Raw genomic sequence first — 23,217 nt, forward strand, 5'->3', positions numbered from 1 at the left:
ATCAATCATGACTGACTTCAAAAACACTTTGCCATCTTCCCTTTGGTCAACCCTCAACCGGCGCAGTGGCCTTGCTCTGCTTTTTGCCTCGGCTGTTGCCATCGGCAGCCTGATGGCGCCTCATGCGTCGTTCGCCGAGGACAAGAAGGCGATCAAGGTCGGCATCATCAGCGGCGAGGACGAGGATGTCTGGCGCGTCGTTGTCGCGCAGTCGGCCGAAAAGGGCCTCACCATCGAGACCGTGGTGTTCAACGACTACACCCAGCCCAACGAAGCGCTCGAGCGCGGCGAGATCGACGCCAACGCCTTTCAGCACCTGCCCTATCTCGACAACCAGATCAAGACACAAGGGTACCATATCGTCCGCGTCGGCTATACCGGCGTCTGGCCGATCGGCCTCTACTCGAAGAAGTACACCAAGGTCGCCGACCTGCCCGAAGGCGCGGTCATCGGCGTGCCGAACGATCCGTCCAACGAAGGCCGGGCGCTGCGCGTGCTGCAGAACGAGGGGGTGATCAAGCTGAAGGACGGCACCGGCATTCTGGCCACCACCGCCGACATCGCCGAGAACGCCAAGAAGGTGGTGATCAAGGAGCTCGACGCCGGCATCGTCGGCCGCTCGGTCGAGGATCTCGACGCCGCCGTGGTCAACACCGACTGGGCGCTGAAAAGCGGCCTGACGCCGGAAAACCGCATTGCGCAGGAGCCCATCACCGACAATCCCTATCGCAACTTCATCGCGGTGAAGGTCGGCAATGAGAACGAGGCGTGGGTGAAGACGCTGGTGGCGTCCTATCAGAACGAGGCGGTGAAGGCCGAGTTCGACAAGGTCTACAAAGGCACGGGCCTCAGCGCCTACTAGGGGATATGCGGGCGCCGACGTGCCTGCTTTTACCGGGAAAGCGGTCCGCGCAACGCGCGGGCCGCAATTGTATTTCTAGGGATCCGCGCATGAATCAGCATTTTACCGCAACTGCCGAGACCGCCGACCAGCCGGGCGCAACACCGCAGGACGTGGTGCGCCTTGTCGACCTGAAGCGCCGCTTTGGCGGGACAGCGGCACTCGATGGCATCTCGCTGACGGTGCGCAAGGGCGAGATCCTCGGCATCATCGGCCGCAGCGGCGCCGGCAAATCGACGCTGATCCGCTGCCTGAACGGGCTGGAGCGGCCCGATTCCGGCGAGGTCTTCATCGAAGGCCGCGAGATTAGCCGGCTCGGCGAGCTCGATCTGCAGCCGCTGCGGCGGCGCATCGGCATGATCTTCCAGCACTTCAACCTTTTGTCGGCCAAGACGGTCGAGGACAATGTGGCGCTGCCGCTGAAGATAGAGGGCCGGCCGAAGGCCGAGCGGCTGCAGCGCGCCGCCGAACTGCTTGACCTTGTCGGCCTGTCGGAGAAGGCCAAGGCCTACCCGGTGTCGCTATCGGGCGGCCAGAAGCAGCGCGTCGGCATCGCCCGGGCGCTTGCGGCGCGGCCCGCGCTGCTGCTGTCGGACGAAGCCACCTCGGCGCTCGACCCGGAGACGACGCGCTCCATCCTCGCTTTGCTGAAAGACATCAACCGGCAGCTTGGGCTGACCATCCTGCTGATCACCCATGAGATGGAGGTGATCCGCTCGATCGCCGACCGGGTGGCGGTGATCGATGCCGGCCGCATCGTCGAGGAAGGGCCGGTGTGGTCGGTGTTTGCCGAGCCGCGCTCCGAGATCACACGCAGCCTGCTCGGCGCCATCCGGCCGCAGCTGCCCGCCGAACTGGCCGCCCGGCTGCTGCCATCGGCCGGCACGGAGACGGTCCTGCGCGTCGACGTGGCCGGCGAGGCCGCCAGCGGCCCATTGCTGTCCGATCTCGCCACTGCTATTCCCCGCCCCTTCCGCCTCGTCCATGGCGGCATCGACCACATCCAGCAGCAGCCCGTCGGCACGCTGTTCGTTTCTGTCCCTGGCAGCGATGCAAGCCATCTCGCCGCCGTCATCACATTCCTGAAGGCCCGCCACGCGCGGGTGGAGGTGCTTGGCCATGTCGCCAATCCTGTTTGAGCTTCTGCTGCGTTCGATCTGGGAAACCGTGCTGATGACGGCCGCGTCCGGCCTGATCTCGCTGGTCTTCGGCCTGCCGCTGGGGCTGGCGCTGATCGCCACCGAACGCGGCGGCATCGCCGAAAGCCCATGGGTGAACCGCGCGCTCGGCGCCGTCATCAACGGCTTCCGTTCGGTGCCCTTCATCATCCTTCTGGTGGCGCTGATCCCGGTGACGCGGCTGATCGTCGGCACCTCGATCGGCACGTGGGCGGCCATCGTGCCGCTGTCGATCGCCGCCACGCCCTACTATGCGCGCATCGCCGAAGTGTCGCTGCGCGAAGTCGACCGCGGGCTGATCGAGGCGGCGCGCGCCATGGGCGGCAATCGCTGGACGATCATCCGCGAGGTGTTGGTGCCCGAAGCCCTGCCCGGCATCGTCGCCGGTTTCACGGTGACGCTGGTAACGCTGATCGGCGCCTCGGCGATGGCCGGCGCCATCGGCGCCGGTGGGCTCGGCGATCTCGCCATCCGCTACGGCTACCAGCGTTTCGAGACCAGCGTCATGATCGCCGTGGTGATTGTGCTGATCATCCTGGTCTGCGGCATCCAGTGGGCGGGTGACCGGCTGGTGGCGAGGCTGGACCGGCGCGGGTGAGGACTGGACCGATGATCTGGGTGACGTTGTCTTCCATCCGAGCCTGTAGCGGGTGCTTCTGAACCACAGGCGCGACGATCATGGCTTGGACGAGGTCTGCGTCGCTGCGTTGGGACGAAGACGTTCAGTAGTTGCCGACGTCGTCGTCAGGTCGACGTCCGGGACTATTCGCACCAAGGCCAGTAGCCGCCCCGTAGGCCTTCCAGGTCGCGGAGGCATATGCCGCTGCTATGCTGTACAAAAAACGGCCAAGTTGGACCTTACGCCACTTCGGCAGTTCGTTCGTGAGCGTTTCACCTGCCTTTCCCAAAACCTCGGTGACGATGGACATTGGAGTTTTCTCTCGGATGTTGTTATTTGCGAGAGGCAACATCGAATGCGGGGCGTGAGATGCCTGTGAAAAGCTCGTGAATATCGCGGAAAAAGCAGAAATTCAGAGTATATCGCGATGAGCCCGGCGCGGCTCGATCTCCTGGGTGGTTTTCACCTGACGTCGCCGCAGGGGAAACCCTTGGAGGTGGCTGCCAAGAAGAATAGAGCACTTCTGGGCATTCTCGCCGTAGCACCGAACCAGGAGGCGACGCGTCACAAGCTGGCTGCTCTTCTATGGAGCGATCGCGGTGAGGAGCAGGCAAGGGACAGTCTGCGACAGGCCCTGGCTGCTATCCGCAAGGACTTTGCCGGGTTGGGAGCGGATGCCTTGGCCCTGGTCGGGGATCGTGTCGCGCTCAATCCGAAATTCTTCACCATCGACGTGACTGAATTCGTCGCTGCATCCGCGAGCCGTGACGCGGCCGAGCTTCGGCGGGCTGCCACCCTCTATGCCGGCCCTTTTCTTGATGGGGTGAGCACGTTTGACAACGCTTTCGAGGATTGGCTTCGCGAAGTCCGTGCCGACCTGTCCTTGCGGGCAATCAATGTGTTCGAGCTTCTGGCAGAATCGGAGAGCGGCATCGAGCGCGTTGCAATTTGCGAACGGCTGGTCGCTCTTGATCCGCTGCGGGAGCCGTCGCATGCCGCGCTGATGCGGGCGCATATCGCCTCCGGTCAGGCCGCGCTCGCCATCAAGCATTATGAGGCGTGCAAGCTGTTGCTGAAGCGCGAGCTGAACCTGGAGCCAGGTGACGAGCTTCGGCTATTGCGCAGGAGCATGGACGAGACGCCCAGACCGCAAACCGACGGCGCATCAAGCCGCGGACCAGTCGTTGCAGTTCTTGCATTCGAGAATATGAGCAGCGACGCCAGCCAGGAATATTTCAGCGACGGCGTCACCGAGGACATCATCACCGAACTGGGACGATTCGGTGAACTTCATCTCATAGCCCGCAATTCCTCCTTTGTGTTCAAGGGAAGGACTGTCGACGCCGTCACCATCGCGAAGCAGTTGTCCGTCGACTACCTGCTTCGGGGTAGCATTCGCCGTGCCGGCGACAGGGTCAGGATCTCATCGCAACTCATAGAGGCCAGATCCGGCAATCAAATCTGGGCCGATCGATTCGATCGGGAGCTGACAGATATTTTTGAGCTCCAGGAGGAGATCGCCAGAAGTGTCGCCATCACCGTCGTCGGCACAATCCGAACCTCGGGCGCGGAGAAGATACGGCGCCTTCCGATCACCCAGCTCGATGCCTACGACCTGTATCTTCAGGCTCGCGTTCGGATGGTTCGCTATGACACCACTTTGGAAGCAGAGCCCTATCTTGCAAGGGCGATTGAGCTCGACCCGAATGTCGCTACCATCCATGCCATGATGGCGACTGTACTCACAAGCAAATGGCTGCTTGAGGGGGACGGGAACACGCTCAAGATCGCGCTTGTCCATGCTCGCCGTGCTCTAAAGCTTGGGCCGAAGGAGGCATGGAGCCATATTGCGGTGGGTCACACGCTGATCTTCATGGGACAGTTGGAGGAGGCGCTGCTGCATCTCGAGCAGGGTGTGAACCTTAATCCGAACGAAACCCGGGCAAGGGCGATACGGGGCTTGTGCTGGAGCTATCTCGGTCGGCATGAGGAAGCTTTGTCCGATCTGGACGTCTGTATCGCCCGTGATCCCCTGAATTACGATTGGTTCTGGGATCTACGCGGACAAGTTCTTCTGGTTCTCGGACGGTATCCTGAGGCGATAGCCTCGTACCGGAATCTCAATGCCTATGCATTTTGGGCCTATGCGTTTCTGGCGGTCTGTCATTTGAGAATGGGCGACGAGCAACTCGCCGCTCACGCAGCCAGGCAGTGTCTGGCGGCAAGGCCCGGTGCGACTGTAAGCACCATCTTGATCGATCCGTATCGTAACCCAAAAATCCTGGAGGATCTTCGGAGAGACCTGATTGCTGTCGGCATACCCGATGGATGAATGTCGGCCTTCCGCAACGATACCCCGTTCATTCCCTAACCCAAAAGGAAAGCCCAAAGCGATTTCCGGAACAAGCCGCGCTAGCCCCTCAGCTTGACCCCCTCGGGGTCGAAGAACGGAATTGGCGCGACGACCGCGCGGGTCGGCTTGCCGTCGATGTCGATGCTGAGTTCCGTGCCGACAGCCGTGAACGGCAGCAGCATATGCGCGGTCGCCAGCACCTTGCCGAGGGAATAGCCGTGGTCGCTGTAGGTGACGATGCCGGCGTCCTCACCATCGGCCAGCACCCTGGCGTCGGTCGCGGCCTGACTGTCGCCGTCGAGGATCAGCCCGACCCATTGCTCGTCCAGGCCTTTGTCGCGGACCTTGAGCAAGGCTTCGCGGCCGACGAAATCGCCCTTGTCGAACTTGATCCAGCGGTCGAGGCCGACATGGAACGGTGTGCGGGTCTCGTCCATGTCGATGCCATGCGCCGGATAGGCCTTTTCAAGTCCCAGCGTGAACATCGCCAGCACGCCATAGGGTTTCAGGCCAAAGTCACGGCCGGCCGTCATCAGCGCGCTCCAGACCGATGCCGCCTCGTCGGCCGGCACGAACAGTTCGAAGCCGAGCTCGCCGGTCACGCCGGTGCGCGAAATCAGTATCTTCGTCTCACCAATTCGCCCTGAGGTGAACGACCAGCGCTTGAGCCCGTCCAGATCGGCATCGGTGATCAACGCCTTCAGCAGTTCGCGCGAGCGCGGCCCCTGGATGGTCGGGAAGGCGATGGCCGCGGTGATGTCGGTGACATAGGCCTTGCGCCCCTGCGCATGATGCAAAAGCCACGGCAGCATCTTGAGACGATTGACCGAGCCGGTCACCAGCATGAAATGCTCGGGCGCCAGACGGAACACGGTGAGGTCGTCCATGATACCGCCATCCTCGCGGCAGACGGTGGAATAACGGACCTGGCCGGGCTTCATCGCCGCCGCATCGTTGACGATGACATGATTGACCAGCGCCTCGGCGTCCGGCCCCTTGATGTCCATCTTGCCCATGGTGCTGAGATCCTGCACACCGACATTCCTGCGCGTGTTCAGGTGCTCGTCGGCAATGCCGGAATAGGTTTTGGCCGAAATGAAATCGCCGCCAACCCGACCCATGGTCGCGCCCAGTCCGACGATGCTGCTGTAGAAGGGGGAGCGCCGCTCAGCCAAGAAAGTCTCCATTATTCATAGAAAACGGCAGCGCCGGACAGCGCTGCCGGGATCAGCTGCCGTAAACGTCGAAGGAAAAGTATTTATCGTTGATTTCCTTGTATTTTCCGTTGGCACGCAGCGCGTCTATCGCGGCATTGAACTTGTCGGCCAGCTCCTTGTCGCCCTTCTGCAGCGCGATGCCGACGCCGGGGCCGTGAATGGCCGGGTCGGCCGTCAAGGTGCCAAGCAGCTTGCAGCAGGCGCCGTCCGGTTTCTTCAGCCATTCGGTCAGGATGATCGAGCCGTCCATCATCGCGTCGAGGCGGCCATTGGCCATGTCGGTGCGGGCGTCATCGCCGGTCGGATAGGCCTTGACGGTCGAGCCTGAGTATTTCTGCTCGGCGAATTTCTGGTGGATGGTCGCGGTCTGCACGCCGAGCGCCTTGCCTTTCAGGTCCTCGGGCGATGTGCCTGATATGGTCGAATCCTTCGGCACCGCGATGGCCGGCGGCGTCTGGTAGTATTTGTGGGTGAACTCGACCTTCTCGGCCCGCTCGGGCGTGATGGTGATGTTGATGATCGCATCGAACTTGCCGGCCTGCAGCGCCGGTATAGAACCGTCGAAATCCTGCACGGTGAACTCGCACTCGGCCTTCATCTCGGCGCACAGCGCCTTGCCGAGCTCGATGTCGAAACCGCCCAGCGTGCCGTCGGCATTGGCGTAGTTGAAGGGCGGATAGGCGCCCTCGGTGCCGATCCTGAGTTTCTTGTCCTGGGCGGAAGCAGCCCCCGTGGCGAGAACCAGGGCGACCGAGGCGGCAAGCACGAAACGACCGAAAAGACGCATGTCCGAGATCTCCGTTGACCGGAGAAGTCTACGGGCTTTCGTGACTCCGGCGGAGACGGAAACGACATGTGCTGCGGCGATCACGGCGCGTCGGACGATCCCGGCCGCCGTCAGTGTTAGCCGGCGCGCTGCTCGTCCGTCGCCTTCCGGTCGACGGCGAACTCGCCCGCCGACAGGACAACACCGAATTTTTCGCTGGCTTCCGCTGACGTGTAGTATCCCAGCGCCACATCGCGCAGCACCAGATCGGCATCGCGCTCAAGCGGATCGCCATAGCCGCCGCCGCCCGGCGTGCCGACGCGCACGCGGTCGCCGGCCTTCAGGGCGATGTCCTGCTCCTTGGACAGATGCGGCGGCACGTGCTCCTCGCCATTGCGGAAGACGGTCACCGTGTTGACCGCGCCGTCCTTGCCGCCGAGCGCGCCCTGCGGGCCGAAACGGCCATGGTCCATGACGAAGGAGGCGCGGGCATCGCCGCGCAGGATTTCGACCTCATAGGCGAGGCCGAAGCCGCCGCGCTGCTTGCCTGCGCCGCCCGAGCCTTCGCGCAAGGCGTAGTGGCGGTAGAGCACCGGAAAGGCCTGCTCCATGATCTCGACCGGCGGCGACTTGGAGATGCCGATGGTCGAGCAGCCATTGGTCAGGCCGTCATGGCCTGAATTGCCGCCATAGCCGCCGCCGGAGATCTGGTACATGACGTAGTCGCGGCCGCGCGCCGGATCGTTGCCGCCGAGCGCGAAATTGCCGCTGGACCCAGCCGGTGCCGCCGTCACCTTGTCCGGCAGCGCCTGGACCATCGCCGCGAACACCGCCTCGGCGATGCGCTGCGAGACCTCGGCGGCGCAGCCTGAAACCGGGCGCGGATATTTGGCGTCGAGGAACGTGCCCTCCGGACGCTTGACCTCAAGCGGCTCGAAAGCGCCGGCGCTGATCGGTACATCCGGGAAAATGTGGCGCATGGCGAGGTAGACCGAGGACAAGGTCGTCGCCAGCACACTGTTCATCGGCCCGGCGCAGGGCTTTGACGAGCCGGCGAAATCGAAGGTCAGCGTGTCGCCCCGTTTCTCGACAGCCAGCGCGATGGTCAGCGGCTCGTTGACCACCCCGTCGGAATCGACAAAGGCCCTGGAATGGTAGGTGCCGTCCGGGATGGCGGATATGTTGGCGCGCATCTGTTCGGCGGCCCGCCGACGCAGTTCGGCGATCGCCTCGACAACAGTTTCGTCTCCGTAACGATCAAGGATTCCGTTAAGCCGGTCCTGGCCGATGAACAGTGCCGCGGCCTGGGCGCGGATATCGCCGATGCGCTGGTCGGCGACGCGGATGTTGGAGCAGATGATGGCGTAGATTTCGGGGTCGAGCACGCCTTTCTTGAACAGCTTGACCGGCGGTAGCCGCAGGCCTTCCTGTTCCACTGCGGTCGCGGAAGCCGAGAAGCCGCCCGGCACCGAGCCGCCAATGTCAGGCCAGTGGCCGGTGTTGGACAGCCAGCAGAAAATCTTGCCAGCCCGGTAGACCGGCATGGCGAAGCGCACATCCATCAGATGGGTGCCGCCGAGATAGGGATCGTTGACGATGTAGATGTCGCCGGGCTCCGGCGGCAGGCAGCGGCCGTCGGCGATCATCTCGATCACCGTCTTGGTCGAATACTGCATGACGCCGACGAACACCGGCAGGCCTTGCGACCCCTGCGCGATCAGCGAGCCATCGACGGCCGAATAGATGCCGTCGGAGCGGTCGTTGGCCTCGGCGATGACCGGCGAGAAGGCGGCGCGGGAGAAGGTCAGGTCCATCTCGTCGCAGACCTGCTGCAAGGCCGCCTGGAGAACCGAAAGGGTGATGGCGTCGAGCTTTGCCATATCAATGTCAGGCATCTCAGGCCTCGCCAATGTCGATGATGATGTTGCCGTCGGCGTCCGAACGCGCCCGGTCGCCGGGTTCGAGCACGGTGGTCGCATCCATCTGTTCGAGGATCGCCGGGCCTACGATGACCGCGTCGAGCGGCAGCTTTTCGCGTGCGTAGACCGGCGTGTCGTGCCAGCGCCCGCCATACCAGACCGGCCGGATCTCGCGACGCGCCTCGTCGAGCGTTTTTCCGCGACCAGCCGGGTCGATCAAACGCGACAGATCGATCGCCGGCCGCACACCGGTCACCGAAGTGTTGAGGTTGACGAGGTTGGCGCGGATTTCCGGCAGCTCGACCTTGAAGCGGGCGAAATAGGCTTTTTCGAACAGCGTTTGCAGCTCGTGCCGGGTCACCGAGGAGGATGGCAATGGCACGTTGATGATGTGGGTCTGGCCGACGAACTGCATGTCGGCGGAGTGGGTGACGCGGATCGTCTCGGGCTTCACCGCTTCCTTGCCGATGAGCTCCTCGCCTTCGTTTCGGTGCCGTTCCAATACAGCGTGAAGCTGGTCCTCGTCGAGCACCGCCACCGGCTGGTTGACGGTGTTGACGAAGTCGTGGCGCAGATCGGCGACGACGCAGCCGAGCGCGTTGGTGATACCTGGCCGGGCCGGCACCAGCACCTTGGGCAGACCGAGTTCGCGCGCCAGGGCGGTCGCGTGCAGCGGCCCGGCGCCGCCGAAGGCGAACAGCGCAAAGTCGCGCGGATCGTGGCCGCGCGACACCGAAACCATGCGGATGGCGCCGGCCATCTTCATGTTGCCGAGCCGCAGCACCGCGCCCGCCGCCTCGACGCCGGACAGGCCGGTCGCCTTGCCGATCTTCTCCTCGAAGATACCGGTGACGCGCTCGACGGTGACCGGGTTTTCGACCGCCAGCAGCTTTTTCGGCGCCAGCCGGCCGAGCACCAGGTTGGCGTCGGTGATGGTCGGCTCGAGACCGCCGCGTCCGTAGCAGATCGGGCCGGGATTGGCGCCGGCGCTTTCCGGACCGATCTGGATCAGGCCGGCGGCGTCGACGCGGGCGATCGAGCCGCCGCCGGCGCCGACCGTGTGCACCGCCACCATCGGCACGTGGATCGGCATGGCATATTCGATCTCGATCTCGTTCGAGACAGCCGGCTCGGCGTTGCGGATCAGCGCCACGTCGGTCGAGGTGCCGCCCATGTCGTAGGTGACGAGGTTTTCGTAGCCGGCGCGTTTTCCCGTATAGGCGGCGGCGATTACGCCCGAGGCCGGACCGGACATGACGGTCTTGGCCGATTCACGTGTGACGAAGCGGGCCGAGATCATGCCGCCATTGCCGTTCATGATCAGGAAGTCGCGGGCATAGCCTTTTACGCCCAATTCCTTGCGCAGCCGCTCGACATAGCGCTCGAGGATCGGCTGCACCGAGGCGTTGACCGAAGCGGTGACGCCGCGCTCGAATTCGCGCGCTTCCGACAGCAGCGCGTGGCCCGAGGTGATGTAGCCGTTCGGCCAGAGCTCGGCGGCAATCTCGGCGGCGCGGAGCTCATGCGCCGGGTTGGCGTAGGAATGCAGGAAATGGATGACGAGGGATTCGCAACCGGCGTCGATCAGCGCCTTCACCGCCACGCGCATTTCGGCTTCGTCGAGCGGCGTGCGCACCGTGCCCGACGCCTCGACGCGCTCCGAGACTTCGAGCCTCAGATTGCGCGGAATGATCGGCACGAAACTGCCGGTCATGCCATAGGCCTGCGGCCGCGTGCGCCGGCCAAGCTCGATCACGTCGCGAAAGCCGCGCGTGGTGATCATGCCGGTTTTCGCCAGCCGGCGCTCGAGCACCGCATTGGTGGTGGTGGTCGTGCCATGCACGATGAGGTCGATGCCGTCGATCGGAAATCCGGTGGCGTCCAGCGCCGAAACGACGCCGAACGCCTGGTTGTCGACCGTGGTAGGGGTCTTGGCGATATGCACTCGGCCGCCGTCGCGTCCGTCGATCAGAAGCAGGTCGGTGAAGGTCCCGCCGACATCGATACCGGCGACGACGCTGCCCAGGGAATCCGGCGGCTGCACCGAAAAATTCTCTTTCATTGTCGAAACCCGAAATGCGCGGACTACGGATATGTCACAGTTTGGAAAGGTGTTTCGCGGCGGTATCTTGACGCAAATATCGTTTGTATACTAATAAATTCCGGACACAAGAGCTTACTGCTTTGGAGTGTGCAGGCAGCACGCCGGAACCTGAACGGTTCGGGCGCGCAGGTGAAGGTTTGGTGCCCGCGTTAGCAGTTGGGCCAGAAGGTTGGATTTGATGAACACCACAACCGCATTCAATACCGCAGGCGCCCGCCCGCTGCAGTTTCCGATTCCGGCCAATGTCTATGCCGAGACCGTCGTCTCGGTGAAGCACTATACGGACCGGCTGTTCTCGTTCCGCATCACCCGGCCGCAGTCGCTGCGCTTCCGTTCCGGCGAGTTCGTCATGATCGGCCTGCCCAATGCCGAGAAGCCGGTGTTCCGCGCCTATTCGGTGGCGAGCCCCGCCTGGGACGACGAGCTGGAATTCTTCTCGATCAAGGTGCCGGACGGCCCGCTGACCTCTGAACTGCAGAAGATCCAGGTCGGCGACACCGTCATCATGCGCCAGAAGTCGACCGGCACGCTTGTCGTCGACGCGCTGACGCCCGCGAAACGGCTGTTCATGATCTCGACCGGCACCGGCATCGCGCCCTTCGCCAGCCTGCTGCGTGACCCCGACACCTATGAGAAGTTCGAGCAGGTCGTCCTGACCCACACCTGCCGCGACACTGCCGAGCTCATCTATGGCCAGGAGCTGGTCGCCGGGCTCGAAAGCGATCCGCTGATCGGCGAGCTGACCGGCGGCCGCGTCACCCTCTACAATTCGACGACCCGCGAAGACTCGGCGCGCATGGGCCGCATCACCGCACTGATCGGATCCGGCAAGTTCTATACCGATCTCGGCATCGACAAGCTCAATCCGGAAACCGATCGCATCATGATCTGCGGTTCGATGCACATGCTGAAGGACGTCAAAGAGCTGGCCGAAAGCCTCGGGTTCGAGGAAGGCTCGCTGCATCATCCGGCGAGCTTCGTTGTCGAACGCGCCTTCGTCGGCTGAGCAGGGCGCCCACGCCTTCAAATCCGCATTTTGACCTTTCGGTCAAAAAACTAACTGCTTTCGCGGCCTTTTTCGGCTATGAGCGCAAAAGCGCGTCGCCTTACGCGACGCGCTTTTTGTTTTTTGTCGATGCATGCCGGTGTCCCAAAACGGCTGCGCACTTTTGGGCGGCATGCATTAAGGGACTCGTGAAGCGTCAATTCACGGGCTATCTTCGGCGCAAGTCGCTGAATGAAAGGGCAGGAGATGAGCAGCACAATCCGCGAAGCCGAGCTTGGTGCCGGCGCGTCGAAGGTGACGCCACTGCCGGCGCGCGCCGCCGCCAATACCCCCGTTCCGCTGGACCATCGCATCGCGCGCAACCCCGGCATGAAGCTCGACCTCGGCTTCATGGAATCGGTGCGCAGCGTCAACCGCTCGGCGCTTGAACGCCGCGTCGCGAGCCTGACCAAGCGGCGCTCTCTCAAGGCCGACAATCAGGCCGCCTGGCTGCTGCGCGCCGTCGCCTGCATGGACCTGACGACGCTGAATTCCAACGACACCGAAGAGCGCGTGCGCCGGCTCTGCGCCAAGGCGATCAATCCGTTCCGCCGCGACATCGTCGAGGGTCTCGGTATTGCGGACGAGGTCATTCGCCCAGCCGCCGTCTGCGTCTACCATCCCTTCGTCGCCACCGCGGTCGATGCCGTGCGCGGCACCGGCATCCACGTCGCCGCCGTTTCCACCGCCTTCCCGCACGGCCTTGCCCCACTTTCCACCCGCCTACAGGAAATCGAGGCCTCGGTGAAGGACGGCGCCGACGAGATCGACGTTGTCATTCCACGCGGGTTGGTGTTCGGCGCCAAGTGGCGGGAGCTCTACAACGAGATCGTCTCGATGCGCGCCGCCTGTGGGGATGCGCATCTGAAGGTCATCCTCGGTACCGGCGACCTCGCCACGCTGCGCAACGTCATGCTGGCCTCGATGGTCGCTATGATGGCCGGCGCCGACTTCATCAAGACCTCGACCGGCAAGGAAAGTGTCAACGCCACGCTGCCGGTCGGCCTCGCCATGGTTCGCGCCATCCGAGCCTATTTCGAGGAGACCGGCTATCTCATCGGCTTCAAGCCGGCTGGCGGCATCTCAACGGCAAAAGCCTCACTCGACTGGATGGTGCTGATGAAGGAAGAACTCGGCCGGCCATGGCTGGAGCCCGAGCTGTTCCGCTTCGGCGCCTCGAGCCTTTTGACCGACATCGAGCGCCAACTCGAACACCATCTGACCGGGCACTATTCGGCCAATCATCGCCACGCGATGGCTTGAACGCCCCACCGCGATCAGCCTAGCCGATCGACCCTCCCCACGAGGAGAGGTGAAGGAGGAACCCCATGAACATTCTCGACCGCTATCACGCCATGGAGTACGGCCCGGCGCCGGAAGCCCGCAACGAGGCCGACGCCTGGCTTGCGGCGCGCGACTTCGGCAAGGCACTGTTCATCGGCGGCGACTGGAAAGCCGCTTCCGGCGGCAAAACCTTCGAGACCAGCGAGCCCTCCTCCGGCAAGCTGCTGGCCAAAGTGTCGGACGCCAATGCCGCCGATATAGACGCCGCGGTTTCGGCCGCGGCCAAGGCGCTGCCGAAATGGTCGGCGTCTTCAGGCTATACCAGGGCGAAAGTGCTCTATGCCATCGGCCGCGCCATGCAGCGCCACCAGCGCCTGTTCGCCGTGCTGGAATCGATCGACAACGGCAAGCCGATCCGCGAAAGCCGCGATATCGACGTGCCGCTGGCCATCCGCCATTTCATCCACCATGCCGGCTGGGCGCAGGCGCTGGACAGGGATTTCCCCGGCCACAAGGGTGTCGGCGTCGTCGGCCAGATCATCCCGTGGAATTTTCCGCTGCTGATGCTGGCCTGGAAGATCGCACCGGCACTCGCCGCCGGCTGCACCGTGGCTCTGAAACCGGCCGAATTCACGCCGCTGACCGCCATCCTGTTCGCCGAGATCTGCGAACGTGCCGGCGTGCCGAAAGGCGTCGTCAACATCGTCCAGGGTGGCCCGGAAGCAGGCGCGGCCATCGTCAACCATCCCGGCATCCAGAAGATCGCCTTCACCGGTTCGTCGGAAGTCGGCAAGATCATCCGGAAAGCCACGGCGGGGTCAGGGAAGAAACTGTCGCTGGAGCTTGGCGGCAAGTCGGCCTTCATCGTCTTCGAGGATGCCGATCTCGACAGCGCCGTCGAAGGGCTGGTCGACGGCATCTGGTTCAACCAGGGCCAGGTCTGCTGCGCCGGCTCGCGGCTGCTGGTGCAGGAAGGCATCGCCGATGCCCTCATCGCCAAGGTCAAGACACGCATGAGCCGGTTGCGGGTCGGCAGCCCGCTCGACAAGAACACCGATATCGGCCCGCTGGTCGACGCCACACAGCTCGACCGGGTCAAGGGCCTGGTTGCCGAGGGCGCCAGACAGGGCGCCGTGTGCTGGCAGCCGGACGCCGCGCTGCCAACGTCGGGTTACTACCACCTGCCGACGCTCGCCACCGGCATTTCGCCGGCTAACATTCTAGCGCAAGAGGAAGTGTTCGGGCCGGTGCTGGCGACCATGACCTTCCGCAACACCGAGGAAGCGATCGAGCTTGCCAACAACACGCGCTATGGGCTGGCCGCCTCGGTGTGGAGCGAGAACGTCAACCTCGCCTTGCATGTCGCGCCGCAATTGAAGGCTGGCGTTGTCTGGGTCAACGGCACCAACATGTTCGACGCCGCCTGCGGTTTCGGCGGCTACCGCGAGAGCGGTTTCGGCCGCGAAGGCGGGCGCGAAGGCATATTCGAATATCTTGCGGCCAAATTGCCGCTTGGCCCGGTGATCAAGCCGGCGGCAGTCTCTGCGCAACCTGCCGAGCAATCCGACGGCGATACGATCGACCGCACGGCAAAGCTGTTCATCGGCGGCAAGCAGGTGCGGCCGGACGGCAACTATTCGCTGGCTGTCGCCACCGCCAAGGGCAAGCTCGCCGGCGAGGTCGGTCTCGGCAGCCGCAAAGATATCCGCGATGCCGTTTCGGCCGCCCGGGCCTGCAAAGCCTGGCCGGAGGCGACGGCGTACAACCGCTCGCAGGTGCTTTACTATCTGGCCGAAAATCTTTCCGGCCGGGCCGGCGAGTTTGCCGCCCGCCTCACCGAGTTGACCGGCGCTACGCCCAAGGCAGCGCGTGACGAGGTGGACCAGTCGATCGAGCGGCTGTTCCTCTATGCTGGCCTTGCCGACAAGTTCGAGGGCCGCGTGCACCAGCCGCCGGCGCGTGCCGTGACACTGGCGCTGCACGAACCGGTCGGCGTCGTCGGCATCGTGGCACCCGACGTGTCACCGCTGCTGGGCCTGATCTCGCTCGTCGCACCGGCGCTCGCCATGGGCAACACCGTGGTCGCGGTGCCGTCCGAGCGCTACCCGCTGCTCGCCACCGACCTCTACCAGGTCATCGAATATTCCGACGTTCCGGCCGGCGCCATCAACATCGTTACCGGCCGAACGGCCGAACTCGCCGCTGTGCTGGCCAAGCATGACGATGTCGACGGGCTCTGGGTGTTTGCCGATGCCGACACCTGCGCCAAGGCGGAGGCCGAGTCGATCGGCAACCTCAAGCGCGTCTGGAGCGGCAATGGCCGCGGCCTCGACTGGGCGTCCGACGAGGCGGCTGGCGATGCCTTCCTGCGCCGCGCCGTCGAGGTCAAGAACGTCTGGGTGCCTTACGGGGACTGATGCATGTCGCCCAAAAAGCGTCAGCAGGTTTTGGGACACGACATGGATGAAGACAGGGAACCAAAGCGCGTCGTGTGCTTTGGGCAGTTTCGACGCCGCTGCCGCGATGGTGATCGTGTTCGGACTTGACGCCCGGATGCATGTTCTTTAACGAGAAAAAACATCTTTATCTGTGGGCTGACAGGCGCGCAGGCCGCATGATGGCGTCCGACTGGCCCATGACGCCGTGGCCGACCACCGGTAGACCCGGACGATCCCAAGCGGACGAGGAGAAGAGCATGGCGGATCTGGCAGGCAAGGTCGTTGTCGTCACGGCGGCGGCGCAAGGCATCGGCAAGGCGAGCGCGCTGGCCTTCGCCAAGGCGGGTGCCGTCGTCTACGCCACCGACATCAACGAGGCGCTGCTGGCAGAGCTCGCCAAGACCTCCGACATCAAGACCCGCAAGCTCGATGTGCTCAACGACGATGCCGTCAACGCCGCCTTCGCCGAGATCGGCAAGGTCGACGTGCTGTTCAATTGTGCCGGCTTCGTCCATTCCGGCTCGATCCTCGAGATGAAGGACGCCGATCTCGATTTCGCCTTCAACCTCAACGTCCGCGCCATGATACGCACCATCAAAGCGGTGCTGCCCGGCATGCTGGAGCGCGGCGACGGATCGATCATCAACATGTCGTCGGTTGCCGGCGCCGGTAAGGGCGTGCCGAACCGCTTCGCCTATGGCGTCACCAAGGCCGCGGTCATCGGCCTGACCAAGGCAGTCGCCGCCGACTATGTCGCCAAGGGCATTCGCTGCAATGCCATTTGCCCCGGCACGGTCGAGAGCCCGTCGCTGCAGGACCGTATGCATGCGCAGGGCGACTACGAAGCAGCCCGCGCCGCCTTCATCGCCCGCCAGCCGATGGGCCGGCTCGGCACGCCGGAGGAAATCGCCGATCTCGCCGTCTATCTGGCCGGCGCCACCTATACGTCCGGACAGGCCTATAATATCGACGGCGGCTGGTCGATCTGAACCAAACCGACTGAGGAGACATACCATGAAGCTGCTGCGCTATGGCGAGGCAGGGAGCGAACGCCCCGGCCTGCTCGATGCGGATGGAACGATCCGTGATCTCACCGGCCATGTCGCCGACATCGGCGGCAAGGTACTCGATCCGGCATCGCTGGCGACGCTGGCCAAGCTCGATCCCAAGTCGCTGCCAGCGGTTTCCGGCAAGCCCCGCATCGGCGCCTGCGTTGCTGGCGCCGGCAAGTTCATCTGCATCGGCCTCAACTATTCCGACCACGCCGCCGAGACCGGCGCCACCGTGCCGCCGGAGCCAATCATCTTCATGAAGGCAAGCTCGGCCATCGTCGGGCCGGACGACGACGTGCTGATCCCGCGCGGCTCGGTAAAGACCGACTGGGAAGTCGAACTGGCCGTGGTCATCGGCAAGACCGCCAAATACATCAGCGAAGCCGACGCGCTCGACTATGTCGCCGGCTATTGCGTCGCCCACGATGTCTCCGAACGCGCCTTCCAGGCCGAGCGGCAGGGCCAGTGGACCAAGGGCAAGTCCTGCGACACCTTCGGTCCGATCGGCCCGTGGCTGGTGACCAAGGACGAGGTCGCCGACCCGCAGAACATCAAGATGTGGCTGACCGTCAACGGCAAGACGATGCAGAACGGCTCGACCAAGACCATGGTCTATGGCGTGGCATACCTTGTTTCCTACCTCAGCCAGTTCATGTCGCTACACCCAGGCGACATCATCTCGACCGGCACGCCACCCGGCGTCGGGCTGGGCATGAAGCCGCCGGTGTTTTTGAAGGCCGGTGATGTTGTCGAGCTCGGCATCGAGGGCCTTGGCCAGCAGAAGCAGACGTTCAAGGCTGACGCTTGAGCACTAAGGTTCGATAAGTTTGCGCCGCCCCTCATCCGCCTGCCGGCACCTTCTCCCCGTATAGTGACGGGGAGAAGGGAGCGCTCCAACGCTGCCGACCCCCTCTCCCCGTTCTTCACGGGGAGAGGGTAAGGGTGAGGGGCAGCGCCGACCTCTGCAGCGATATTACTTCAGCACCTTCCCATCCGCGCCAAACCGATACGTCTTGGCCGGGTCCGGCGTCGCATAGAGCGTGGCGCCCGGTTCGGCGTCGTAGACGCCAAAGATGAGCACGGTGATCAGGCCGGCCTTCTCGCAGTCGAGATAGAGATTGGTGTCGGCGCCAAGATGCTCGGCGTGGACGACCGTACCCTTCCAGGCGCCGGATTTGGGATCGACGGTCAGATGCTCCGGCCGCACGCCGATGGTCTTGGCGGTTTCACCAAGCCTGGCGCCGTCGACGAAGTTCATCTTCGGCGAGCCGATGAAGCCGGCGACGAACTCATTCGCCGGCGAATTGTAGAGCTCCATCGGGCCGCCGATCTGCTCGATCCGGCCGGCGTTCAGCACCACGATCTTGTCGGCCAGCGTCATCGCCTCGACTTGGTCGTGGGTGACGTAGATCATCGTCGCCTTCAGCCGGCGGTGCAGCTGTGCGATCTCCAGCCGCGTGTTGACGCGCAATGCGGCATCAAGATTCGACAGCGGCTCGTCGAAGAGAAAAAGCTTGGGCTCGCGCACCACGGCGCGGCCGATGGCGACGCGCTGGCGCTGGCCGCCGGAAAGTTCGGCCGGCCGCCTTTCGAGATAGGGCTCCAGTGACAGCATCGAGGAGGCAATGCCGATGCGGCGGTCGATCTCGGCCGCCGGCGTGCCCGCCTGCTTCAGCCCGAGGCCCATATTGTTCTTCACCGTCAGATGCGGGTAGAGCGCATAGGTCTGGAACACCATGGCGATGCCGCGCTTGGCCGGCGGCGTGACGGACACGTCCTGGCCGTCGATGACGACCCGGCCCGAGGTCGAATCCTCCAGCCCGGCGATGACCCGGAGCAAGGTCGACTTGCCGCAGCCCGACGGGCCGACGAAGACGACGAATTCGCCGTCCGTCACCTCAAGGTTGATGCCCTTCAGCACCTCGACCGGCCCGAAGGCCTTCTTCACGTTCTCGATGTTCAGCGAGCCCACGGCTTCGTCCCTGTTCTAGAGTTTGACGGCTGCGCCGCTGCGCACGCTCTCGTCTGCGGCAAGGCAGACAGCGAGCGACTTCACCGCGTCGTCCATGTGCCTGGTGAGATCGATATCCTCGCGGATCGCCTTCAGCACGAAGGCCTGTTCGAGATCGCAGAGGTCCTGATGGCCGGGCTCGCCCGCCATCGACAGCATTTCGTCCGGCTTGGCGAACTTGCCGTCCGGGCCGGTCGCCGCACTGTGCAGGCGAATGGTCGAGGTCTTGGTGTGGGTATCGATGTCATCGGACTTCACACCCTCCTTCATGACGATCGACACGCAGCCATTGGGCGAAATGACGTCCTTCACGAAGAAGGCCGTTTCCGAAATCATCGGACCCCAGCCGGCTTCGTACCAGCCGACCGAACCGTCATCGAACAGCACCTGCAGATGGCCGTAATTGTACATCGAGGGCGCGATCTCCTCGCTCATCCGCAACCCCATGCCGCGCACCTCGACCGGCCTGGCGTCGGTGATCTGCAGCATCACGTCGAGATAGTGCACGCCGCAGTCGACGATCGGCGACGTCGTCTGCATCAACTGCTTGTGCGTGTCCCAGGTATGGCCGGAGGATTGCTGGTTGAGGTTCATGCGGAAGACATAGGGGCCGCCGAGCTTACGCGCCTCGGCGATCAGCCTGATCCAGGACGGGTGATGGCGCAGGATGTAGCCGATTACCAGTTTTCTGCCATTGGCCTTGGCGGCCGCGACAACGCGTTTGGCATCGGCCACAGTCGTCGCCAACGGCTTTTCGACGAAGACATGGCAGCCGGCCTCGAACGCCTTCACCGCATAGTCGGCATGGCTGTCGGAATAGGTGGCGATACAGGCGACGTCGGGCTTCTCGTCGCGCAAAGCCTCGTCGAAGGAACGCCTGATGCCATAGCCTGAAAGCCCTTCCGGCAGCGGCACATCGGAGCGGTTGACCAGTGCCGCGATCTGAAAACCCGGATTGGTGTGATAGGCCAGCGCGTGGCTGCGGCCCATATTGCCAAGGCCGGCGACGACGACGCGAAGGGGTGCTTGCGAACTCACTTGACGGCTCCCGAGGTGATGCCGCGGATCAGCTGCCGCGAGAAGATGACGTAGAGGATCAGCACCGGCATGATCGCCAGCGAGAGTGCGGCCAGGATCGCGTTCCAGTTGGTGACGAACTGGCCGAGGAACAATTGCGCGCCGAGCGTCACCGTCTTGGTCTCTTCCGACGGGGCCAGGATCAGCGGGAACCACAGGTCGTTCCAGATCGGGATCATGGTGAAGACGGCGACGGTCGCCATAGACGGCCTGACCAGCGGCAGCACCAGCCGGAAGAAGATGGTGTATTCGGACAGCCCGTCGATGCGGCCGGCGTTCTTCAGGTCGTCGGACACCTGCTTCATGAATTCCGACAGGATGAAGATGGCGAGCGGCAGGCCTTGCGCGGTGTAGACCAGGATCAGCGCCGTCAGCGTGTTGACCAGCCCGCTCGCTACCATCAGCTGCAGGATGGCGACGGTGCCGAGGCGGATCGGGATCATGATGCCGAGCGCCAGATAGAGCCCCATCAGCGAGTTGCCGCGAAAGCGGTATTCCGACAGCGCAAAGGCGGCCATGGCGCCGAACAGAAGCACGAAGAACAGTGACGCGACGGTGACGACGAGGCTGTTCTGGAAATAGTGGATGAAATCGCCCTGGCCGATGACGGTGGTGTAGCCGATCAGGTCGAAGGTTTTTGGCGTCGGCGGCGTCAGCGGCGCGCCGAAGATGCCGGCGCGGGACTTGAACGAATTCATGATGACGAGGATCACCGGAAACAGCGCGATCGCCGTATAGGTCAACAGGATTGCGTGTGCGCCGATGGTGCGGGGCAGGGAACGGGTGGCGGTGCTCATCTCTTGCCCCTCAGAACTGGTAGCGACGCAGGCGCGTCTGCACGAGGAAGAGATAGACGCAGACGCCGCCAAGGATGATCAGGAACATCATCGTGGCGATCGCCGCGCCCATGTTGGGGTCGCCGACCTGCAACTGGAAGCCGAAGAAGGCGCGGTAGAGGAAAGTGCCGAGAATATCGGTCGAATAGTTCGGCCCGGCGAGCGCGCCTTGCGCGGTGTAGATCAGGTCGAAGGCGTTGAAATTGCCGACGAAGGTGAGGATCGAGATGATGCCGATCGACGGCAGGATCAGCGGCAGCTTGATCTTCCAGAACTGCGACATGCCGGTGATGCCGTCGCATTCGGCTGCCTCGATCACCTCTTCGGGGATCGACAGCAGGGCGGCATAGATCAGCATCATCGGGATGCCGACGAACTGCCATACCGAGATCAGGCTGAGCGCCGTCAGCGCGTATTCTTCCTTGCCCAGCCAGGGCGTGAACAGGCTTTTCAGGCCGACGAGATCGAGGAGATGCGGCGCCACGCCCCACAAGGGCGACAGGATCAGCTTCCAGGCGAAGCCGACGATGACGAAGGACAGGATGGTCGGCACGAAGATCGCCGTGCGGTAGAAGGCCGAGAATCTCAGTCTCGGGCTGGACAGAAGTGCAGCCAGCATGACGCCGATCGGGTTCTGCACCAGCATGTGGATGATGAAGAACCAGGTGTTGTTCCTCAGGGCGTTCCAGAAATTCACCGACCAGTTGGGGTCGCCGAACAACGTGCGGAAGTTTTCCAGCCCGACGAACACCTGGTGCTGCTCGATGTTGCGGAACAGCGACAGCTGCAGTGTGCCGGCCAGCGGCAGGATCATGATCGCCGTATAGACAAGCACCGCCGGCGCCAGGAAGACGCCAACGTGCCAACGGAACGGTCTTTTCGGTCGTGTGTCTGCGGCCATGAGTTCGGTCCCCGCCGTCTCTCGGTTCCAAATGGGTGTTGATCTAGATGATGCCTCGATGCACGGCCCGAACATTCTTGCCCGGTGCGGCAAGAACAAAGGCCTGCGACTGATCAGCTAGCCTTCCCCAAGAAAAGCAAGGGTAAGGCCGAGAGGCGGTGCCGACAATCGCTATCTGAACGGGCGCAATCTGAAGAACCAGGGTAGTCCGAGACCGGCCAGGCGTACGCCCGGCCGATCTCGTTGCCTGAGCTCTTACTTCGCCGGCTTGTACCAGCTGTCGAGGCCGGTCTGCAGCTTCTTGGCCGCAGCTTCCGGGGTGTCGGTGCCGTTGATGACGTTGGCCGATTCAACCCACGTCTCGTTTTCGAGGTTCGGCGTGCCGCGCGACAGGATCTGGTAGGTCGAGCGGATCGTCGACTTGCACTTGCCGCGCCAGGAGACGAATTCCTGCGCAAGCGGGTCTGCCATCTTCACCGGCGAGGAGTTCAGGCTGAAGAAGCCTGGCAGCGCGTTGGCGTAGATGGTGGCGAAATCCGGCGAGGCGACCCAGGACAGGAAGGTCTTGGCCGCATCGGCGTTTTTCGAAGCTGCATTCAGGCCCATGCCGATGTCGGTATGGTCGGAGATGTAGCAGGTGTCGCCGGCTTTCTCGACCGGCGGCGGGAAGGCGCCCATCTTGAACTGGGCCTGGGTGTTGAACAGGCCGATTTCCCAAGAACCGGCCGGGTAGATGGCGGCGCGGCCAAGCGTGAACAGGTTCTGGCTGTCCGGATAGGTCTGTGCTTCGAAGCCGTCGCCGAGATACGGCTTCCACTTGGCCAGTTCCTCATACGGCGCGACCCAATCCTTGTCGGTCAGCTTCTGGTCGCCCTTGATCAAGGCAGCGCGGCCGTCCTCGCCCTTCCAGTAGTTGGGGCCGATATTCTGGTAGCCCATGGTCGCGGCTTCCCAGAGATCCTTGGTGCCCATCGCCATCGGGATGTAGGTGCCGTCGGCCTTGATCTTGTCGAGCGCGGCGAAGAACTCGTCGCGGGTCTCCGGCACCTTGATGCCGAGCTTGTCGAAGGCGTCCTTGTTGTAGATGAAGCCGTGGATGACCGAGGCCATCGGCACGCAGAAGCTCGCCTTGCCGTCGTCGGTCTGCCAGGCGGACTTGGCCACCGGCGAGAAGTTCTCCATACCGGGCAGCGCCGAGAGGTCGGCAAGGTTGCCCTTCTTGAACAGTTCAAGCGACTTGTCGAACGGGCGGCAGGTGATCAGGTCGCCCGCCGAGCCGGCGGCGAGCTTGGCGCCAAGGGCGGCGTCATACTCGGTCGGTGCCGACGGTGCGAACACCACCTTGATACCCGGGTTCTTGGCTTCGAAGGCCGGGATCAGCTTGTCCTTCCAGATGGCAAGGTCGTCACCGCGCCAGCTTTCGATGTTGAGCGTTACGTCTGCAGCATTAGCCACCCCGGCCGAGCCGAGAATGCTGGTGCCCAGAAGCAGTGCCGTCAGTAGTTTCGTTGTCATA

19 protein-coding genes are annotated in these 23,217 nt (G+C 63.6%); 9 read left to right on the forward strand and 10 right to left on the reverse strand.

Translation table 11 applies throughout. The annotated features are described in order from the left end of the window. Nucleotides 1-7 precede the first annotated feature (7 nt). From CGZ66_RS09115 to CGZ66_RS09125, 3 genes are all read left to right on the forward strand, one after another. Nucleotides 8-862, forward strand: a complete 855-nt coding sequence (locus CGZ66_RS09115; RefSeq protein ID WP_095083629.1) for a MetQ/NlpA family lipoprotein — start codon at nucleotides 8-10, stop codon at nucleotides 860-862. Nucleotides 863-951: 89 nt separating this feature from the next. Further along, nucleotides 952-2,040 (forward strand): methionine ABC transporter ATP-binding protein, encoded by a 1,089-nt coding sequence (locus CGZ66_RS09120; protein WP_095083631.1) that lies wholly within the window; start codon nucleotides 952-954, stop codon nucleotides 2,038-2,040. Then, a complete protein-coding gene (locus tag CGZ66_RS09125) occupies nucleotides 2,021-2,677 on the forward strand; it encodes a methionine ABC transporter permease (RefSeq protein ID WP_095083632.1) in 657 nt (218 codons plus the stop codon). Before CGZ66_RS09120 ends, CGZ66_RS09125 begins: the two co-directional genes overlap by 20 nt. A gap of 124 nt (nucleotides 2,678-2,801) precedes the next feature. Here CGZ66_RS09125 and CGZ66_RS09130 read toward each other — a convergent pair whose 3' ends face one another. Then, nucleotides 2,802-3,008 (reverse strand): hypothetical protein, encoded by a 207-nt coding sequence (locus CGZ66_RS09130; protein ID WP_143748698.1) that lies wholly within the window; start codon nucleotides 3,006-3,008, stop codon nucleotides 2,802-2,804. Nucleotides 3,009-3,194: 186 nt separating this feature from the next. Here CGZ66_RS09130 and CGZ66_RS09135 point away from each other — a divergent pair, with 186 nt between their 5' ends. After that, entirely contained in the window at nucleotides 3,195-5,030 is a 1,836-nt protein-coding gene (locus CGZ66_RS09135; protein ID WP_167392043.1) for a BTAD domain-containing putative transcriptional regulator, read from the forward strand. A gap of 80 nt (nucleotides 5,031-5,110) precedes the next feature. On the opposite strand, the gene CGZ66_RS09140 is transcribed toward CGZ66_RS09135, so the two are convergent. From CGZ66_RS09140 to CGZ66_RS09155, 4 genes are all read right to left on the reverse strand, one after another. Further along, the gene (locus CGZ66_RS09140; RefSeq protein WP_245331045.1) at nucleotides 5,111-6,226 is read right to left on the reverse strand and encodes an aminomethyl transferase family protein; all 1,116 of its coding nucleotides are present in this window, start codon (nucleotides 6,224-6,226) and stop codon (nucleotides 5,111-5,113) included. Nucleotides 6,227-6,278: 52 nt separating this feature from the next. After that, a complete protein-coding gene (locus CGZ66_RS09145; RefSeq protein WP_095083640.1) occupies nucleotides 6,279-7,055 on the reverse strand; it encodes an ABC transporter substrate-binding protein in 777 nt (258 codons plus the stop codon). Nucleotides 7,056-7,171: 116 nt separating this feature from the next. Further along, nucleotides 7,172-8,914 carry a hydantoinase B/oxoprolinase family protein gene (locus CGZ66_RS09150; protein WP_095084349.1) on the reverse strand — a complete coding sequence of 581 codons (1,743 nt, stop codon included), beginning with the start codon at nucleotides 8,912-8,914 and terminating at the stop codon, nucleotides 7,172-7,174. 16 nt (nucleotides 8,915-8,930) lie between these two features. Then, nucleotides 8,931-11,015, reverse strand: a complete 2,085-nt coding sequence (locus tag CGZ66_RS09155) for a hydantoinase/oxoprolinase family protein (RefSeq protein ID WP_095083641.1) — start codon at nucleotides 11,013-11,015, stop codon at nucleotides 8,931-8,933. A 220-nt stretch (nucleotides 11,016-11,235) separates the two neighbouring features. On the opposite strand from CGZ66_RS09155, the gene CGZ66_RS09160 reads away from it, so the two are divergent. The 5 genes from CGZ66_RS09160 (at nucleotide 11,236) to CGZ66_RS09180 (ending at nucleotide 17,684) form a co-directional block, all read left to right on the forward strand. Beyond that, a complete protein-coding gene (locus CGZ66_RS09160; RefSeq protein ID WP_095083643.1) occupies nucleotides 11,236-12,063 on the forward strand; it encodes a ferredoxin--NADP reductase in 828 nt (275 codons plus the stop codon). A 246-nt stretch (nucleotides 12,064-12,309) separates the two neighbouring features. Then, nucleotides 12,310-13,365 (forward strand): deoxyribose-phosphate aldolase, encoded by a 1,056-nt coding sequence (gene deoC, locus CGZ66_RS09165; RefSeq protein ID WP_095084350.1) that lies wholly within the window; start codon nucleotides 12,310-12,312, stop codon nucleotides 13,363-13,365. Between the two features lie 65 nt (nucleotides 13,366-13,430). Then, nucleotides 13,431-15,803: an aldehyde dehydrogenase family protein gene (locus CGZ66_RS09170; protein ID WP_095083644.1), complete on the forward strand. Its 2,373-nt coding sequence runs from the start codon at nucleotides 13,431-13,433 to the stop codon at nucleotides 15,801-15,803. Between the two features lie 278 nt (nucleotides 15,804-16,081). Then, the gene (locus tag CGZ66_RS09175; RefSeq protein WP_095084351.1) at nucleotides 16,082-16,813 is read left to right on the forward strand and encodes an SDR family oxidoreductase; all 732 of its coding nucleotides are present in this window, start codon (nucleotides 16,082-16,084) and stop codon (nucleotides 16,811-16,813) included. A 25-nt stretch (nucleotides 16,814-16,838) separates the two neighbouring features. Beyond that, nucleotides 16,839-17,684 carry a fumarylacetoacetate hydrolase family protein gene (locus CGZ66_RS09180; RefSeq protein ID WP_095083646.1) on the forward strand — a complete coding sequence of 282 codons (846 nt, stop codon included), beginning with the start codon at nucleotides 16,839-16,841 and terminating at the stop codon, nucleotides 17,682-17,684. A 165-nt stretch (nucleotides 17,685-17,849) separates the two neighbouring features. Here CGZ66_RS09180 and CGZ66_RS09185 read toward each other — a convergent pair whose 3' ends face one another. From CGZ66_RS09185 to CGZ66_RS09205, 5 genes are all read right to left on the reverse strand, one after another. Next, a complete protein-coding gene (locus CGZ66_RS09185; protein ID WP_095083648.1) occupies nucleotides 17,850-18,848 on the reverse strand; it encodes an ABC transporter ATP-binding protein in 999 nt (332 codons plus the stop codon). 15 nt (nucleotides 18,849-18,863) lie between these two features. Then, entirely contained in the window at nucleotides 18,864-19,925 is a 1,062-nt protein-coding gene (locus CGZ66_RS09190; RefSeq protein ID WP_095083650.1) for a Gfo/Idh/MocA family protein, read from the reverse strand. Then, a complete protein-coding gene (locus tag CGZ66_RS09195) occupies nucleotides 19,922-20,761 on the reverse strand; it encodes a carbohydrate ABC transporter permease (RefSeq protein WP_095083652.1) in 840 nt (279 codons plus the stop codon). Before CGZ66_RS09195 ends, CGZ66_RS09190 begins: the two co-directional genes overlap by 4 nt. 10 nt (nucleotides 20,762-20,771) lie before the next feature. After that, nucleotides 20,772-21,701: a carbohydrate ABC transporter permease gene (locus tag CGZ66_RS09200; RefSeq protein ID WP_095083654.1), complete on the reverse strand. Its 930-nt coding sequence runs from the start codon at nucleotides 21,699-21,701 to the stop codon at nucleotides 20,772-20,774. Nucleotides 21,702-21,956: 255 nt separating this feature from the next. After that, nucleotides 21,957-23,216, reverse strand: coding sequence for an ABC transporter substrate-binding protein (locus CGZ66_RS09205; RefSeq protein WP_095083656.1), 1,260 nt, complete (start codon nucleotides 23,214-23,216; stop codon nucleotides 21,957-21,959). Nucleotide 23,217 lies beyond the last annotated feature (1 nt).

This window comes from Mesorhizobium sophorae (assembly GCF_002270415.1).
Classification (GTDB): Bacteria; Pseudomonadota; Alphaproteobacteria; order Rhizobiales; family Rhizobiaceae; genus Mesorhizobium; species Mesorhizobium sophorae.